Origin of the sequence: Brevibacterium daeguense (assembly GCF_021729135.1) — a bacterium.
GTDB classification, from domain to species: Bacteria; Actinomycetota; Actinomycetes; order Actinomycetales; family Brevibacteriaceae; genus Brevibacterium; species Brevibacterium daeguense.
In genome coordinates this window covers 581717-599602 of sequence record NZ_JAJTWW010000001.1, presented here as the reverse complement: position 1 = coordinate 599602, position 17886 = coordinate 581717, and the positions used below count along the sequence as shown (strand labels likewise).

11 protein-coding genes and 3 rRNA genes are annotated in these 17886 nt (G+C 65.0%); all 14 read right to left on the bottom strand.

Features of this window, described 5'->3' with window-relative positions; translation table 11 throughout:
• Positions 1-3: 3 nt before the first annotated feature.
• Entirely contained in the window at positions 4-1011 is a 1008-nt protein-coding gene (locus tag LXN01_RS02780) for an NAD(P)H-dependent flavin oxidoreductase (RefSeq protein ID WP_236863003.1), read from the bottom strand.
• Between the two features lie 92 nt (positions 1012-1103).
• Complete coding sequence (locus LXN01_RS02775) at positions 1104-1832, bottom strand: SIR2 family NAD-dependent protein deacylase (RefSeq protein WP_236863002.1); 729 nt, start codon at positions 1830-1832, stop codon at positions 1104-1106.
• 108 nt (positions 1833-1940) lie between these two features.
• Positions 1941-2056 (bottom strand): 5S ribosomal RNA (rrf, locus tag LXN01_RS02770).
• 149 nt (positions 2057-2205) lie between these two features.
• A 23S ribosomal RNA gene (locus LXN01_RS02765) occupies positions 2206-5323 on the bottom strand.
• A 395-nt stretch (positions 5324-5718) separates the two neighbouring features.
• A 16S ribosomal RNA gene (locus LXN01_RS02760) occupies positions 5719-7242 on the bottom strand.
• Together the 16S, 23S and 5S rRNA genes form the textbook arrangement of a ribosomal RNA operon.
• Before the next feature lie 542 nt (positions 7243-7784).
• Positions 7785-9071 carry a tyrosine--tRNA ligase gene (gene tyrS, locus LXN01_RS02755; protein WP_236863001.1) on the bottom strand — a complete coding sequence of 429 codons (1287 nt, stop codon included), beginning with the start codon at positions 9069-9071 and terminating at the stop codon, positions 7785-7787.
• A 41-nt stretch (positions 9072-9112) separates the two neighbouring features.
• The gene (gene argH / locus LXN01_RS02750) at positions 9113-10531 is read right to left on the bottom strand and encodes an argininosuccinate lyase (protein ID WP_236863000.1); all 1419 of its coding nucleotides are present in this window, start codon (positions 10529-10531) and stop codon (positions 9113-9115) included.
• 160 nt (positions 10532-10691) lie between these two features.
• Positions 10692-11906 carry an argininosuccinate synthase gene (locus tag LXN01_RS02745; RefSeq protein ID WP_236862999.1) on the bottom strand — a complete coding sequence of 405 codons (1215 nt, stop codon included), beginning with the start codon at positions 11904-11906 and terminating at the stop codon, positions 10692-10694.
• 93 nt (positions 11907-11999) lie between these two features.
• A complete protein-coding gene (locus tag LXN01_RS02740) occupies positions 12000-12533 on the bottom strand; it encodes an arginine repressor (RefSeq protein WP_236862998.1) in 534 nt (177 codons plus the stop codon).
• Position 12534: 1 nt separating this feature from the next.
• On the bottom strand, positions 12535-13470 hold the full coding sequence (gene argF, locus LXN01_RS02735; protein WP_236862997.1) for an ornithine carbamoyltransferase: 936 nt from the start codon (positions 13468-13470) through the stop codon (positions 12535-12537).
• 10 nt (positions 13471-13480) lie between these two features.
• On the bottom strand, positions 13481-14701 hold the full coding sequence (locus tag LXN01_RS02730; protein ID WP_236863137.1) for an acetylornithine transaminase: 1221 nt from the start codon (positions 14699-14701) through the stop codon (positions 13481-13483).
• A gap of 2 nt (positions 14702-14703) precedes the next feature.
• The gene (gene argB, locus LXN01_RS02725; RefSeq protein ID WP_236862996.1) at positions 14704-15651 is read right to left on the bottom strand and encodes an acetylglutamate kinase; all 948 of its coding nucleotides are present in this window, start codon (positions 15649-15651) and stop codon (positions 14704-14706) included.
• Positions 15648-16805 (bottom strand): bifunctional glutamate N-acetyltransferase/amino-acid acetyltransferase ArgJ, encoded by a 1158-nt coding sequence (gene argJ, locus LXN01_RS02720; RefSeq protein ID WP_236862995.1) that lies wholly within the window; start codon positions 16803-16805, stop codon positions 15648-15650. The genes argB and argJ overlap by 4 nt, the downstream gene beginning before the upstream one ends.
• Positions 16802-17869 carry an N-acetyl-gamma-glutamyl-phosphate reductase gene (gene argC, locus LXN01_RS02715; RefSeq protein WP_236862994.1) on the bottom strand — a complete coding sequence of 356 codons (1068 nt, stop codon included), beginning with the start codon at positions 17867-17869 and terminating at the stop codon, positions 16802-16804. Before argC ends, argJ begins: the two co-directional genes overlap by 4 nt.
• Between the last annotated feature and the right edge of the window lie 17 nt (positions 17870-17886).

The following is a 17886-nucleotide window of genomic DNA, read 5'->3' as shown; positions in this document are numbered from 1 at the left end:
GGACTACGGCGCGAGCTGGGCCAGGATGTCCGCCGCAGGAGCCTCACGGCAGGAGACGAAACCGGTGCCGGCCCACAGGTTGATCCCGTGCCCGTCGCGGGCGGCGGCCCGCAGAGGTGACGTCAGGTAGTGGACTTCCGGGTACCCCACCACTTCCGACTCCGCCATCCGATCGATGAACTGGTTGCGCAGCGCTCGGGCCGGCCGACCGGAGAACACGCGCGTCACCACGGTCTCGGTGAACTCCCCGCTCAGCAGCGCCTTCCGGTGAACGGGTCTGGTGCCGGCTTCCGCACTGGTGAGGAACAGGGTTCCGACCTGAACTGCAGATGCTCCTGCCGACAGCAGCGCACGCACGTCCGCGGAGGCCCCGATTCCTCCCGCAGCGATCAACGGCACTGTTGTTCGGCCGGCGATGGCCTCGAGCAGGATCGCCAACGGGACGTCGGACGACTCGGCGAACTGGTCGTGCTGGGCGCGATGCCCTCCGGCTGCCGGCCCCTGCAGCACGACGGCCTGGGGATCCAACGCGAGACAAGCAGTCGCCTCTTCGGGGGTCGTCGCGTTGAGGACGACGGCGGAGCCTGCCTCCTGCAGCGCCCGCACCTCCTCCCGGCTCGGCAGACCGAAGGTGAAGGAGACGAGCGGAACCGGGTCAGCGATCAGGTCCGCGACCTTCTCCCGATAGTGATCGTCTCCGGCGGGTGCCGGAACCGGGGGTTCCACGCCCAGCTCTGTCGCCAACGGCTCCAGCGCGGCGGCATAGGCGGCCACGGCTCCGGCGTCGGAGGGCCGGTGCTCGGGGACGAACAGATTCACACCGAATGGACGATCTGTGAGGGCGCGCACTGCCTCGATGTCGGCGCGCATCCGTTCCGGTGACTGGTAGCCACCCCCGAGTGACCCCAGGCCCCCGGCAGTGCTGACGGCCGCGACGAGGCCAGGCGTGGAGGGACCTCCTGCCATGGGCGCCTGCACAATGGGCACTTCCAGATCGGATAGTCGAAGCATCACTGGTCCTCTCGGTTGTCGGGTCGGAATCTGCGTCCAGCGCTCACGGTGTCTGTCGGTTCATAGGGCTGCGGGCAGCGAGCAGGCCGCGATCAGCTCAGCAGGCTGCGGATGAAGCGCGGCAGCTCATCCTGGATATCCCCGGACAGTACGACCTCGGCCATGTCATCGAATGGAGTGGGCTGCGCGTTCACGATGACGCCGATCGCGCCGGCGTCGAGGGCCATCGGGAACAGCGACGCCACCGGTTGGACGAACAAGCTGGTGCCGACGGCGACGATCAGGTCGCACCGCTCTGCGGCTGCAGTCGCGGCATCGAGCACGTCCGGGTCGAGCATCTCCTCGAACAGGATCGTGGTCGCTCGAGTGATGCCCTCGCATTCGGGACAGCGCGGGTCGGGTTCACCGGCCCTCACGCGGGCGATCATAGCTGCCATCGCACCGGTCTCCCCGCAGTCCTCGCACCGCCACTCGCGCGCGTTGCCGTGCACCTCATGCACCAGCGAGGGATCGGAACCGGCCTCCTGATGAAGCCCGTCGATGTTCTGAGTGATGATCCCCTGCAGTCGACCGGCCTTCTCGACGCTCGCGATCGCATAGTGCGCAGGCGTCGGCGAGCGTTCCCATATCGCCGACTCCGCTCGCGTTCGCCACGCTCGACGCCGAACGTCCGGGTCGCGCAGGTACCACGACAATGTGGAGGTCTTCTCGGCCTCCGGGTCCCTGGTCCACACTCCCCGCGGACCACGGAAATCGGGGATGCCGGCCGCAGTGCTGATGCCTGCACCCGTGAGGAAGGCAATTCGAGACGCACTCATCATGTGCCCATTCAAACAACAAGTGACGGTGAATGGAAAAGCTGGGTGAATGGGGTAAGGCCCCACCACCCGGCATCGGGTGGTGGGGCCTTACCTATTCATCATGTGTGATTGCGGCGGTGTCCTACTCTCCCACACCTTCACAGTGCAGTACCATCAGCGCTGGTGGGCTTAGCTTCCGGGTTCGGAATGGGACCGGGCGTTTCCCCACCGCTATCACCACCGCAAAACCGCGGGGGAACAGTCAGTTCAAGAACAAGTGTTGGATCATCGTGGACGCGACGCAGTGCTGGAAAATGTTCTGCAGTGACACACAGCCTGTTGCGTGTGTGTGCTTGTGTTACCCGACCCGAACACCCGCACGACATGTGCGGTATTGGGTGAGTGATCGGCGTATTAGTACCAGTCAGCTCCACGCATTGCTGCGCTTCCACATCTGGCCTATCAACCCCATAGTCTCTAGGGCGCCTCAATGGAAATCTCATCTTGAAGCAGGCTTCCCGCTTAGATGCTTTCAGCGGTTATCCCTCCCGAACGTAGCCAACCAGCCATGCACCTGGCGGTACAACTGGCACACCAGAGGTTCGTCCGTCCCGGTCCTCTCGTACTAAGGACAGCCCTTCTCAAATTTCCTACGCACGCAGCGGATAGGGACCGAACTGTCTCACGACGTTCTAAACCCAGCTCGCGTACCGCTTTAATGGGCGAACAGCCCAACCCTTGGGACCGACTACAGCCCCAGGATGCGACGAGCCGACATCGAGGTGCCAAACCATGCCGTCGATATGGACTCTTGGGCAAGATCAGCCTGTTATCCCCGAGGTACCTTTTATCCGTTGAGCGACCGCGATTCCACAATCCACGGCCGGGTCACTAGTCCCAGCTTTCGCTCCTGCTCGACACGTCCGTCTCACAGTCAAGCTCCCTTGTGCACTTACACTCGACACCTGATTGCCAACCAGGCTGAGGGAACCTTTGGGCGCCTCCGTTACTCTTTGGGAGGCAACCGCCCCAGTTAAACTACCCATCAGGCACTGTCCCTGAACCCGATCAGGGTCCGAAGTTAAGACATCCACTATGGCCAGAGTGGTATTTCAACGACGACTCCACACACACTGGCGTGCATGCTTCACAGTCTCCCACCTATCCTACACAAGCCACACCGAACACCAATACCAAACTGTAGTGAAGGTCTCGGGGTCTTTCCGTCCTGCTGCGCGTAACGAGCATCTTTACTCGTAGTGCAATTTCGCCGAGTTCGTGGTTGAGACAGCAGAGAAGTCGTTACGCCATTCGTGCAGGTCGGAACTTACCCGACAAGGAATTTCGCTACCTTAGGATGGTTATAGTTACCACCGCCGTTTACTGGGGCTTAAATTCTCCGCTTCGACCCCCGAAAGGGTCTAACAGGTCCTCTTAACCTTCCAGCACCGGGCAGGCGTCAGTCCGTATACCTCGTCTTACAACTTCGCACGGACCTATGTTTTTAGTAAACAGTCGCTTCTCTCTGGTCTCTGCGGCCCCCACCAGCTCCACAACGCGAAGTCGTGTCACCAGGAGGGCCCCCCTTCTCCCGAAGTTACGGGGGCATTTTGCCGAGTTCCTTAACCACGATTCTCTCGATCGCCTTAGTATTCTCTACCTGACCACCTGAGTCGGTAATAGGGTACGGGCGGCTGGAACCTCACGTCGATGCTTTTCTCGGCAGCATAGGATCACCGGATCACCCCACCAAGTGGGGCGCCCATCAGCTCTCAGACTTGATGACAGGCGGATTTGCCTACCTGTCGTCCTACCACCTTAGACCGCGACAACCATCGCACGGCCCGGCTACCTTCCTGCGTCACACCTGTTAACACGCTTACCTACTACACGCTCAGGTCCCACCCTTGACCACACACCCGCCCCGAAGGGCCGGCGGCAGTCGCGGGAGGTTAGTCTCACGCGCCTCGGTACGGACGGTTCTTCGCCGGTACGGGAATATCAACCCGTTGTCCATCGACTACGCCTGTCGGCCTCGCCTTAGGTCCCGACTTACCCAGGGCGGATTAGCCTAGCCCTGGAACCCTTGGTCATCCGGCGGACGGGTTTCTCACCCGTCTTTCGCTACTCATGCCTGCATTCTCACTCGCATAGCCTCCACCACTGGATCACTCCGCAGCTTCACCGGCCACACGACGCTCCCCTACCCAGCACCACAACTCAACCAACCAGAACACGTCCGGCGGCTCATCACACGTGGTGCTGCCACAACTTCGGCGGTGTACTTAAGCCCCGCTACATTATCGGCGCGGAATCACTTGACCAGTGAGCTATTACGCACTCTTTCAAGGGTGGCTGCTTCTAAGCCAACCTCCTGGTTGTCTTCGCAACTCCACATCCTTTTCCACTCAGCACACGCTTAGGGGCCTTAGTTGATGGTCTGGGCTGTTTCCCTCTCGACTACGAAGCTTATCCCCCGCAGTCTCACTGCCACGCTTACACTTACCGGCATTCGGAGTTTGGCTGACGTCAGTAACCCGGTGGGGCCCATCAGCCATCCAGTAGCTCTACCTCCGGCAAGCAACACGCAACGCTGCACCTAAATGCATTTCGGGGAGAACCAGCTATCACAGAGTTTGATTGGCCTTTCACCCCTAACCACAGGTCATCCCCCCAGTTTTCAACCTAGGTGGGTGCGGGCCTCCACACGCTCTTACACGTGCTTCACCCTGCCCATGGCTAGATCACTCCGCTTCGGGTCTAGGACACGCGACTCAACGCCCTCTTCGGACTCGCTTTCGCTACGGCTCCCCCACCAGGGTTAACCTCGCCACATGCCGCTAACTCGCAGGCTCATTCTTCAAAAGGCACGCCATCACCCCGCAAGGCTCTGACGGCTTGTAAGCGCATGGTTTCAGGTACTATTTCACTCCCCTCCCGGGGTACTTTTCACCATTCCCTCACGGTACTTATCCGCTATCGGTCATCAGGAAGTATTTAGCCTTACCAGGTGGTCCTGGCAGATTCACACGGGATTACACGAGTCCCGTCCTACTCGGGCACCATCCCACACCAGCAGCACACGTTTCGCCTACGGGACTCTCACCCTCTCCGGTCAGCCTTCCCAGACCATTCGACTACGCACACTGAAACTGATGCCAGGGGCGTGCAGACCCCCGACAGATGACCCCACAACACCATGCATGCAACGCCCACACGCTCTCACACACACACGGTTTAGGCTCCTCCGCGTTCGCTCGCCACTACTAACGGAATCATTCTTATTTTCTCTTCCTGCGGGTACTGAGATGTTTCACTTCCCCGCGTTCCCCCCACATGCCCTATACATTCAGACACGGGTCACGACACATAACATGCCGCCGGGTTTCCCCATTCGGACACCCTCGGATCACCGCTCGCTTACCAACTCCCCGAGGCTTATCGCAGGTTGCCACGTCCTTCATCGGCTCCTGATGCCAAGGCATCCACCATGCGCTCTTGAACACTCACACACCCACACACCCCACCACCACAACAACAGCAGCAGGACACACGCAGGCGCCCGAGTCAGATAACACAAGAAACACAACAACAACAAAATCACACAGAACACCACACCCCACAGGGCATGGCATCCAGATGCTCGCGTCCACTATCCAATTCTCAAACAACCACCAGACACCCACCCACACCCACACCAACCGGTGCGACCATGACCAGGGCCGGCAGAAGAACACCCACCACACAGGCGGCCTGTTCCCCCAGGACCCAACAGCGTGCTCGCCCCACCCCACCACCACAACAGCAGCAGGCCAGGAGAAAAAATCTGTGATGTTCCACCCATGAGCAACCACCCACAGCACACTCGGCCATGGACATGGCAACACACAATGTGTTCGCTCCTTAGAAAGGAGGTGATCCAGCCGCACCTTCCGGTACGGCTACCTTGTTACGACTTAGTCCCAATCACCAGTCCCACCTTCGACGGCTCCCCCCACAAGGGTTGGGCCACCGGCTTCGGGTGTTACCGACTTTCGTGACTTGACGGGCGGTGTGTACAAGGCCCGGGAACGTATTCACCGCAGCGTTGCTGATCTGCGATTACTAGCGACTCCGACTTCACGTAGTCGAGTTGCAGACTACGATCCGAACTGAGATCGGCTTTCTGGGATTCGCTCCACCTCACGGTCTCGCCACCCTTTGTACCAACCATTGTAGCATGCGTGAAGCCCAAGACATAAAGGGCATGATGATTTGACGTCATCCCCACCTTCCTCCGAGTTGACCCCGGCAGTCTCCTATGAGTTCCCACCATCACGTGCTGGCAACATAGAACGAGGGTTGCGCTCGTTGCGGGACTTAACCCAACATCTCACGACACGAGCTGACGACAACCATGCACCACCTGTGCACCAGCCCAAAGGGCTGAACCATCTCTGGCCCATTCCGGTGCATGTCAAGCCTTGGTAAGGTTCTTCGCGTTGCATCGAATTAATCCGCATGCTCCGCCGCTTGTGCGGGCCCCCGTCAATTCCTTTGAGTTTTAGCCTTGCGGCCGTACTCCCCAGGCGGGGCACTTAATGCGTTAGCTACGGCGCGGAACCCGTGGAATGGACCCCACACCTAGTGCCCAACGTTTACGGCATGGACTACCAGGGTATCTAATCCTGTTCGCTCCCCATGCTTTCGCTCCTCAGCGTCAGTAACAGCCCAGAGTCCCGCCTTCGCCACCGGTGTTCCTCCTGATATCTGCGCATTTCACCGCTACACCAGGAATTCCAGACTCCCCTACTGCACTCTAGTCCGCCCGTACCCACTGCACGCGCAAGGTTGAGCCTTGCGTTTCCACAGCAGACGCGACAAACCACCTACGAGCTCTTTACGCCCAATAATTCCGGACAACGCTTGTACCCTACGTATTACCGCGGCTGCTGGCACGTAGTTAGCCGGTACTTCTTCTGCAGGTACCGTCACCCCGAAGGGCTTCTCCCCTACTGAAAGAGGTTTACAACCCGAAGGCCGTCATCCCCCACGCGGCGTCGCTGCATCAGGGTTTCCCCCATTGTGCAATATTCCCCACTGCTGCCTCCCGTAGGAGTCTGGGCCGTGTCTCAGTCCCAGTGTGGCCGGTCGCCCTCTCAGGCCGGCTACCCGTCGTCGCCTTGGTAGGCCATCACCCCACCAACAAGCTGATAGGCCGCGAGCCCATCCCCAACCGAAAAACTTTCCACCCCCCACCATGCGGCAGGAAGTCATATCCGGTATTAGACCCAGTTTCCCAGGCTTATCCCGAAGTCAGGGGCAGGTTACTCACGTGTTACTCACCCGTTCGCCACTAATCCACGGTGCAAGCACCGCATCATCGTTCGACTTGCATGTGTTAAGCACGCCGCCAGCGTTCGTCCTGAGCCAGGATCAAACTCTCCATAAAAAGAAAATACAACCCCAGCCAAAAGAAAAAGACAGAGAAACAAAACTGCTCTCCACCAAAATCAATCAACCAGAAAAACAAAAAAACTGGCATCACAAAAATTTTCAAACAAACACGCTATTGAGTTCTCAAAGAACAGACGCACACCGCAGCTACCCGATGTTTCCACCGTGTTCACCGCGGGACGGCCGGTTATTAACTTTAGACCCAGTCCCATGCGCTTGGCAAGTCGCTTCTCAGTGACCCGCACGCACGTTCTCTGCGCGGAGAAATCCGCTGCGAGATCTGATTGGGCGGTGTCGCTCGCTGCTGTTCCAGTGGAAGCGGGGCTCGTCGGCGTGGTCTGATTCGACCTGCCCGGCCCGCTCGCTTCGGTGTTTCCGTTCGAGCGACAAGTAATAACTTACTGGTCCACCAGGGGTGATGCAAATCGGTGGGGCGTGCTCTCCATCACAGTGCAGCCGCCGAACTCGCAGGACGAGAACACAGCGACCCCGCCGACGGATCCGAAGGGAACCGGTGCGGGGTCGCAGATGATGGGGTCATCGGGTGAAGCGGGCGGCCCCGAGCGTCTTCTTGCCGCGCCGCAGCACGACGACGCCGGCCCTGCCGGCGTCGAGGACGTCCTGCGCGGTGAGGGCCTGGTCCTCGGAGGTCACCTTGCAGTTGTTGACGTAGGCGCCGCCCTCCTTGATCGCCCGACGCGCGGCGCCCTTGGAAGTCACGAGTCCGGAGTCCACGAGCGCGTCGACGACGGGCAGCCCGTCGGAGAGCACAGATTCGGGGAACTCGGCGATCGGCAGCTCTGCGGTGACAGAGGCGAGGGTGCCCGGTTCGAGTGCCGCCAGTTCCCCGGAGCCGAACAGCGCCTCGGCGGCGGCGAAGGCCTGAGCTGTCTGCTGCTCGCCGTGGACCAGCGTGGTGACGTCCTCGGCGAGAACGCGCTGGGCGAGGCGCCTGTGCGGTGCTGCCTGGAACTCCTCGGCGATCGCCTCGAGCTCCTCGAGTGGACGCAGCGAGAACACCTTGAGGTACTTCACGACGTCCCGGTCGTCGGCATTGAGCCAGAACTGGGAGAACGCGTACGGGCTGGTCAGCTCCGGATCGAGCCATACGGTGCCGGACTCCGTCTTGCCGAACTTGGTGCCGTCGGCCTTGGTGATCAGCGGAGTGGCCATCGCGTGGACCGCGACCCGCTCGACCCGCCGGACGAGGTCGGTGCCCGCAGTCAGGTTTCCCCACTGGTCCGAGCCGCCGTGCTGCAGGGTGATGCCGTGCCGGCGGTAGAGCTGGAGGAAGTCGTGAGCCTGCAGGATCTGGTACGAGAACTCGGTGAAGGAGATGCCGTGCTCACTGTTGAGACGCGCCGACACCGTCTCCTTGGCCAGCATCCGGTTGACGGAGAAGTGCTTGCCGACATCCCGCAGGAAATCGATCGCCGACAGCCCGCCGGTCCAGTCCAGATTGTTGACCACCTGCGCGGCATGAGCCCCGTCGAAGTCGAGGAAGCGCTCGATCTGGCCGCGGATCCGCTCGACCCACCCCTCGACGACGTCGCGCTCGTTGAGCGTCCGCTCCCCCGACATCCGGGGATCGCCGATCAGGCCCGTCGCTCCGCCGACGAGTGCGAAGGGGTTGTGGCCGGCCAGCTGCAGACGGCGGGCGAACAGGAGCTGCACGAGGTTGCCCATGTGGAGGCTCGGGGCGGTCGGATCGAAGCCGATATAGAAGTTCACCGGGCCCGCGCCGAGCGCATCGCGCAGCGCCTGCTCATCGGTGGACAGTGCCACCAGGTCTCGGGCCTGCAGTTCACTGAGGGTATCGGTCACGATCCGCCTTTCTCTTCAGAGTCTCGGCTCATCCTAGCGGTTCAGCGGGTGGTCGAATCGCTGAACTCCCGCAGGCGCGACAGCTCGGCGCGAGCGCTGTCGAGCTGCGCTGCGACGGCGGATCTGGCCGTCCCGCCCTTCGAGCTGCGCGAGTCGATGGAGCCTTCGGTGGAGAGCACCTCCCGCATCTGCGGAGTGAGGTGCTCGGAGATGCCCGCGTAGTCCTCGTCCGTGAGATCCCACAGCTCGCAGTCGCGGGATTCGGCGAGCTTCACGGCGGCGCCGGCCAGCTCGTGCGCGACGCGGAAGGGCACCCCCTGACGAACGAGCCACTCGGCGACGTCGGTGGCCAGCGCGAATCCGCGCGGCGCCAGATGCGCCATCCGCTCGGTGTTGAATTCGAGGGTGGCGACCATCCCGGAGAAGGCCGGCAGCAGCAGCGTCAGGGTGTCGACGGCGTCGAACACCGGCTCCTTGTCCTCCTGCAGGTCCCTGTTGTACGCCAGCGGCATCGCCTTGAGGGTGGCCAGCAGCCCGGTGAGGTCGCCGATCAACCGGCCGGCCTTGCCCCGGGTCAGCTCTGCCACGTCCGGGTTCTTCTTCTGCGGCATGATCGAGGAGCCGGTCGAGAAGGCATCGTCGAGCACCACGAAGGAGAACTCCTTGGTCGCCCACAGGATGATCTCCTCACTCAGCCGCGAGAGATCGACGCCGATCATCGCGGTGACGAAGGCGAATTCGGCGAACACATCCCGTGCGGCGGTGCCGTCGATGGAGTTCTCCACCGAATCGCGGAAGCCGAGCTCCGCTGCAACGGCCTGCGGGTCGAGACCCAGGGACGAGCCGGCCAATGCGCCGGACCCGTACGGGGACACCGCGGCACGGTCGTCGAAGTCGATGAGACGGTCGACGTCGCGCAGCAGGGGCCAGGCGTGAGCGAGCAGGTGGTGGGCCAGCAGCACCGGCTGCGCGTGCTGCAGGTGTGTCCTGCCTGGCATCGGAGCATCGGGGTGAGCCTCCGCCTGCGCGATGAGGGACTCGACCACGTCGAGGACCTGACCGGCGATGATCCGGGCGCTGTCGCGCAGGTACATCCGCCCGAGGGTGGCGATCTGGTCGTTGCGGGACCGGCCGGCCCGCAGCTTGCCGCCGAGTTCGGGACCGGCGATCTCGAGCAGTCCGCGCTCGAGCGCGGAGTGCACGTCCTCATCGGAGAGCTCCGGCTGGAACTCGCCCGAGTCCACCTGCTCCTGGAGCGTGTCGAGGGCGGCGAGCATGTCGCTGAGCTCTGCCTCGTCGAGCAGGCCCGCCCGGTGCAGGACGCGGGCGTGAGCACGGGAGCCGGCGATATCGTAGCCGGCCAGTCGCCAGTCGAAGTCGGTGGACTTGCTCAGGGCGGCAAGCGCCTCGGCCGGGCCACCGGCGAAGCGGCCTCCCCACAGGCTGATGCGTTCAGTCACGATGTACCAGGCTTTCCAAGATCAGGGTGCGGTCGATGTCAGTCTAGAGGGAGGACCGAGGCGGTCCGGCGCCTTCTCATGGAAGGTGCCGGACCGCCTCGGCCGGGGTGTGCCGGGTCCGGAGCTCACTGCTGCGGACCCAGCGTTCGATGCCCCAGGTTCAGAGCTTGAGGCCCTTGCCGAAGCGGTGGTCGCGGGCTGCGGCCTGCTTGGAGGCCAGTCCGTAGATGTCGATGAATCCGCGGGCCGAGGACTGGTCGAAGGTGTCGCCCTCGTCGTAGGTGGCGAGGTTGAAGTCGTAGAGCGAGGTCTCCGAGCGGCGTCCCACCACGGTTGCGCGCCCGCCGTGGAGCTCCATCCGGATGTCGCCGGAGACGTACTCCTGGGTCTGGTCGATGAAGGCGTCGAGCGACTTCTTCAGCGGCGAGAACCACTGACCGTCGTAGACGACCTCGGTCCAGCGCTGGTCGACGAGCTTCTTGAAGCGGGCCTGCTCGCGCTCGAGGGTGACGTTCTCGAGCTCCCGGTGCGCGGCGATCAGCGTCATCGCGCCTGGGGCTTCATAGACCTCGCGGCTCTTGATGCCGACCAGTCGGTCCTCGACGATGTCGATGCGTCCGATCCCCTGGGCTCCTGCGCGGTGGTTGAGCTGCTCGATCGCCTGCAGCGGGGTCACGGGCCGGCCGTCGATCGCGACCGGGATGCCCTTCTCGAAGGTGATGATGACCTCGTCGGCCGGCGGCGGGAACGCCGGGTCGTCCGTGTAGTCGTAGACGTCCTTGGTGGGGCCGTTCCAGATGTCCTCGAGGAATCCGGTCTCCACTGCGCGACCCCAGACGTTCTGGTCGATGGAGAACGGGTTCGACTTGGTGGTGACGATCGGGAGGCTGTTGCGCTCGGCGTACTCGATGGCCTTCTCGCGGGTCAGGGCCAGGTCGCGCACCGGGGCGATGCACTTCATGTCCGGGGCCAGCGAAGTGATGCCGACCTCGAACCGGACCTGGTCGTTGCCCTTGCCGGTGCAGCCGTGGGCGACCGTGGTGGCGCCGAACTGGCGGGCGGCCGCGACGAGGTGCTTGACGATCACCGGCCGCGACAGGGCCGAGACGTTCGGATAGGCGTCCATGTACAGGGTGTTGGCCTTGAGGCCGGGCATGCAGTACTCCTCGGCGAACTCGTCGCGGGCGTCCGCGACGTAGGCCTCGACCGCTCCGCAGTCCAGTGCGCGCTGGCGGATGGTCTCGAGGTCCTCGCCTCCCTGTCCGACGTCGACGGCCATCGCGACGACGTCTGCTCCGGTCGCCTCCTTGATCCAGCCGATCGCGACCGAGGTGTCCAGTCCGCCCGAGTAGGCGAGGACGACGCGTTCTGTCATGGGGTTCTCCTTACGGTGTGGTGGTGAAGTTCAGGATGGTGGTGAAGTTCCGGGTGATGGTCGAGTTCCGGGTGGTGAAGATCAGGTCGCAGCTCAGCTGCCGTCGCCGGCGAGTTCCAGCAGGCGGTCGACGAGCTCCTCGCCCGCATGGCCCTCGCCCGCGATGACGAGGACGGTGTCGTCCCCGGCGATGGTGCCCAGCACCCCCGGGATGACCGACCGGTCGAGCGCCGAGGCGAGGTACTGGGCAGCTCCCGGCGGAGTGCGCAGGACGACGAGGTTGTCGGAGCTCGTGGCGCTCACCAGCAGCTCTTCGAGGATCCGCGGGAGTTTGGCATCCAGCGCCTCGCCTTCGCCCGCCGGCTGCAGCCGGCGATCACCGCCCTCGCCCGGAACGGCGTAGACGGGCCCGGAGGCTCCGCGCACCTTGACCGCTCCGAGCTCGAGGAGATCCCGGGAGAGCGTGGCCTGGGTGACGGAGACGCCGCGGGCGGCCAGCCTTCGCAGCAGCTCGGACTGCGACCCGATGGGATCCCGCCGGATGAGGTCGACGATGAGCTGCTGCCGGGCGGCCTTCGTCGCCGGTGCCAGTGCCGAGTACTCGTCGGTTGCGCGCTGGGCGGTCATCTCAGTGCTCCAGCAGCCACACCAGGAGCGCCTTCTGCGCGTGCAGTCGGTTCTCGGCCTCGTCGAAGACCACGGAGTTCGGGCCGTCGATGACCTCCGCGGTGATCTCCTTGCCGCGGTAGGCGGGCAGGCAGTGCATGATGAGCGCGTCGTTCGAGGCCTCCAACAGCTCAGCGTTGACCTGGTAGTGCGCGAACGGCGATGCCTCGTCGTCGCGGCCGGCGTGGTCCTGGCCCATCGACACCCAGGTGTCGGTGACGAGCACGTCCGCACCCGCGGCTGCGGACTGGGCGTCCTCGGTGACGAGCACGGAGCCGCCTGTGGTCTCCCCCAGGATGCGTGCCTCGGCGAGCACCGCCTCGGCGGGGTGGTGACTTGCGGGAGCGGCGATCCGGACGTGCATGCCGGCGTTGACGCCGGCGAGCACATACGAGTTGGCCATGTTGTTGGCGCCGTCGCCGAAGTAGGACAGCGTCAGCCCCGCCAGTCCGTTGCCGTGACCGGTGTGCCGGTGCTCGCGGATCGTCTGCAGATCAGCCAGCAGCTGACAGGGATGGAAGTCGTCGGACAGCGAGTTGATGACCGGGACCGAGGCGTGGGCCGCCATCTCCTCCAGCCCGGACTGGGCGAAGGTGCGCCACACGATCGCGGACACCATGCGCTCGAAGACACGGGCGGTGTCGGCGATCGACTCCTTGTGCCCGAGCTGCGATTCGCCCGGATTGATGATCAGCGGGCTGCCGCCGAGCGCGGCGATGCCAGAGGCGAACGACACCCGGGTGCGGGTGGAGGTCTTGTCGAAGAGCACCGCGACGGTCTGCGGACCGGCGAGAGGCCGGCGCGAGAACGGGTCGCGCTTGAGCTCGTCGGCGAGATCGAGGACCTCGGTCAGCTCTGCCGGCGAGAGGTCGGTGTCCTTGAGGAAGTGTCGAGTCATGTGCTCTCCTTCAGTCCTGCGCGGCGGCGAGGATGGCGGGCAGTGCGTCGAGGAACTCGGTGAGCTCCTCGGCGGTGATGATGAGGGGCGGGGCGAACCGGAGTCGCGTGTCGGTCACGGGGTTGACGATGAATCCCGCGGCGAGCGCGGCGTCGGCGACCCGCTTGGCATTCCCTGCCGCCAGTTCGACGCCCAGCAGCAGGCCTGCCCCGCTGACGTCGGAGATGCCGTCGATCGCGCGCAGGCGCTCGGCGAACCAGCCTCCCAGCTCCCGGACGTGGGCCAGCAGGCCGTCGGCCTCGATGGTGTCCAGCACCGCCAGACCGCCGGCGGTGGTCACGGGGTTGCCGCTGTAGGTGGAGCCGTGCTGGCCCGGCTGCAGCAGCGCGGTGGTCGCGGCTCCGAAGGCGATGGTCGCCGCCAGCGGCAGTCCGCCGCCCAGCCCCTTGGCCGACGTCACGATGTCCGGGACGATGCCCTCGCCGAGCTGCGGATCCTGGAACGCGAACCAGCTGCCGCAGCGCCCGATCCCCGTCTGGATCTCGTCGAGGATCAGCAGCGCTCCGACAGCGCTCGTCGCCTCACGCGCGGCGCCCAGGTAGCCCGCCGGATGGTTGCGGATTCCCGATTCGCCCTGGATGGTCTCGACGAAGACGGCCGCGCAGCTGTCGTCGACGGCGGCCCGGAGCGCCGCCACGTCGCCGAAGGGCACGTGCACAACGTCGGGAACGCCGGGTGCGAAGGGGGCGCGGTAGGCCTCCTTCGAGGTCAGCGCCAGCGCTCCCATGGTCCGGCCGTGGAAGGAGCCCTCGACGGCGACGACCTTGGATCTCCCCTCGCCCACCCGGCGGGACATCTTCAGGGCGGCCTCGTTCGCCTCGGCGCCGGAATTGCAGAAGTACACCGACGAGCCGGCGGGCGCCTGCGCAACGGAGAGGAGCTTCTCGGCCAGCCCGATCTGCGGGGGCGAGGCGAAGAAGTTCGACACCTGGCCCAGCGTCTCCAGCTGTGCGGTGACGGCGCCGACGAGGGCCGGGTGGGCGTGTCCGAGGGAATTCACCGCGATCCCGGCGAGCAGATCGAGGTATTCCCTGCCCGTCTCGTCCCATACGCGGGCGCCCTTCCCGCGGACGAGCAGGCGCTGCGGACGCCCGAGCGCCGGCAGGATCGCCTGCTCGTGGTGGGTGCGCCAGTCAGCGGTCTGAGCCGCCTGATCAGTCGATTCGCGCAAGGTCACTGCGGGTCCTTCCTATGGTCCGAAGCGGTGCTGAGATCCTGGACCATCGTCCCGATCCCCTGCGTGGTGAAGATCTCCAGCAGGATCGAGTGCGCCATCCGTCCGTCCACGATGTGAGCCTGCCGGACGCCGTGGTCCACGGCGTCGAGCGCGGCGGTCATCTTGGGGATCATCCCGGAGTCCAGCCGCGGCAGCAGCTCGCGGAGTTCGGTCGGGGTGATCTGCGAGATCAGGCTGTCCCGGTCGGGCCAGTTCGCGTACAGGCCGGGCACATCGGTGAGCATGATGAGCTTGTCGGCCTTCATCTCCCGGGCCACGGCCGCGGCGGCCAGGTCGGCGTTGACGTTGAGGGGCTTTCCGGCCTCTCCGCCGAGCTCCGCGGCGATGGAGCAGATCACGGGCACCCTGCCTGCGTCGAGCATCTCGCGCAGCACGGTGGTGTTGACCTGCCGGATATCCCCGACCCGCCCGAGGTCGACGACCTCGCCGTCGACCAGGGTCGTCGCCGGGACCGCCAGGAGCAGGTCGGCGTCCTCACCGGACAGTCCGATCGCGGCGTCGCCGTTCATGTTGATCCGCGACACGATCTCCCGGTTGACCTGCCCGGCGAGCACCATGCGGATGACCTGGGCGGCCTCCTCCGAGGTGACCCGCTGCCCGCCCCGGAACTCGCTCGGGATGCCCAGGCGGTCGAGCATCGAGGTGATCTGCGGGCCGCCGCCGTGGACGACGATCGGCCGCAGTCCCGCGAACCGCAGGAAGGCGATGTCGTCGGCGAAGGCCTGCTGGAGCTCGCGGGAGATCATCGCGTTGCCGCCGTACTTGATGACGATGGTGGCGCCGGCGAAGGTCTTGATCCACGGCAGGGCCTCCGTCAGCGTCTCCGCCTTGGACTGGGCCCGGACGAGGCGTTCGGCGGCGGTGGGCGATTGGGATGGGGTCATGTCGAGTATGCGCTGTTCTCTTCGACGTAGTCGTGGGTCAGGTCGGATGTCCAGATGCTGGCTCGGTGGTCACCGGCGTGCAGGTCGATCTCAACGGTCACCTCGCGTCCGAAGCGCACCTCGTCCCGGTCCGCGCCCGGGCTCGAGGCGATGCACACGGGCACGCCGTTGATGGTGACGTCGATCGCGTCGGGTTCGAACCGGGCGGCGGTGGTCCCGACCTGGGCGACGACCCGCCCCCAGTTGGGATCCTCCCCGAAGATCGCGGCCTTGAACAGGTTCGACCGGGCCACTGCCCGGGACACCTCGACCGCTTCGTCCTCCGAGGCGGCACCCCGGGTGGTGATGACGATGTCGTGGTGGGCGCCCTCCGCGTCACGGTGCAGCTGCCCGGCCAGGTCGACGCAGACCTCGGTCAGCCGTTCGGTGAACTCGGTCAGGTCTGCGGACTCGGCTTCCCCGGAGCTCATGAGGATCACTGTGTCGTTGGTCGACATGCAGCCATCGGTGTCGAGGCGGTCGAAGCTGCGCGCGGTCGCAGTCCGCAGGGCGGAGTCGAGCTGGGCGGCGCCGAGGTCGGCGTCAGTGGTGATCACGACGAGCATCGTCGCGAGCGCAGGCGCGAGCATTCCGGCGCCTTTGGCCATCCCGCCGATCCGGTAGCCCGGACCGTCGCAGGCGACGGTCTTGGCCACGGTGTCGGTCGTCATGATCGCCTCGGCCGCGGCCTTCCCGGAGTCAGGACCCTCCGCCGCTGCCGCGGTGATCTCCGGCAGTCCGCCGACGATCCGATCACGGAAGTCCTGGCCCCCGACGCCGATCAGCCCCGTCGAGCAGATGAGCACGTCGAGGGCGGAGAGCCCGAGCAGCTCAGCGGCCTTCTCCGCCGTCAGATGGGTGGTCTCGAAGCCGAAGTCGCCGGTGTAGCAGTTGGCGCCGCCGGAGTTGAGGACCACGGCGCGGGCCCGCCCGTCGGCGGAGGCCTGCTGGGACCACAGGACGGGATTGGCCTTGCACCGGTTGGCGGTGTAGACGGCGGCGACTGCGTCGCTGCGGCCGCGGTTGTGCACCAGCGCGAGGTCGGGGCTGCCGCTGGGCTTGAGCCCGACGGTGATGCCGGCTGCGGTGAATCCGCTGGGATAGGTCACGCTCACGGGGCGACTCCTTCGCGGGGCAGGGACTGGGTCTCGTCGATTCCGAGGGCCAGGTGGGCCGACTGCAGGGCCTGCCCGGCGGTGCCGCGCACGAGGTTGTCCAGTGCCACGCTGACGAGCACCGTGCCGGCGCGATCGTCGACGGCGAACTGGATGTGCGCGGTGTTGGCTCCCGTGGTCGCCGCGGTGTGGGGCCACTGGCCGGCCGGCAGCAGGCGGATGAACGGCTCGTCCCCGTAGGTCTGCGCGAAGGCGGCGGCAACGTCGGCGGCGGTGCCGGTCAGCGGCGCGGTCAACGTCGCGAGGATGCCGCGGGACATCGGCGCAAGAGTCGGCGTGAAGGAGATCCGCACAGGTCCGGAGTCTGCCGGCTCCCCGAGGGTCCCGTTGAGATTCTGCTCGATCTCGGGCACGTGCCGGTGAGTGCCCGCGGTGCCGTAGGCACTGGCATCGCCGAGGATCTCGGCGGCGAGCAGGTGCGGCTTGAGCGCCTTGCCGGCACCGGAGACCCCGTTGGCCAGCACCGCGGTGAGCCGGCTCGGGTCGATGACACCCGCCGCGATCAGGGGCTGGAAGCCCAATGTCACCGCGGTGACATTGCACCCGGGAACCGCGATCCGCTTCGTGGAGCGCAGGTGCTCGCGCTGCTTCTCACCGCCCGGCAGCAGCAGCTCCGGCAGCCCATAGGTCCAGGTGCCGGGGTGCTCGGACTGATAGAACTTCTCCCATGCAGAGGCCGACTGCAGGCGGTGATCAGCGGCGAGATCGATGATGAGGGTCTCCGGAGAGGAGTCGGCCAGCTCGGCGGCGATCCGACCGGAGGCGCCGTGCGGCAGTGCCAGCACCACGACGTCGTGTCCGGAGAGCACCTCGGCCGTGGACTCCCGAACGGTCAGGTCCGCATAGGACAGGAGGTGGGGCTGGTGCTCGCCGAGCTTCGACCCCGCTGTCGAATGACCGGACACCGTTGTAACGTGAAGGTCAGGATGAGAGCTGAGAAGACGCAGGATCTCTCCCCCGGCGTACCCGGTGGCTCCTGAAACTGCGACAGTGAAATCCGCCATGTGAATAACTATACATC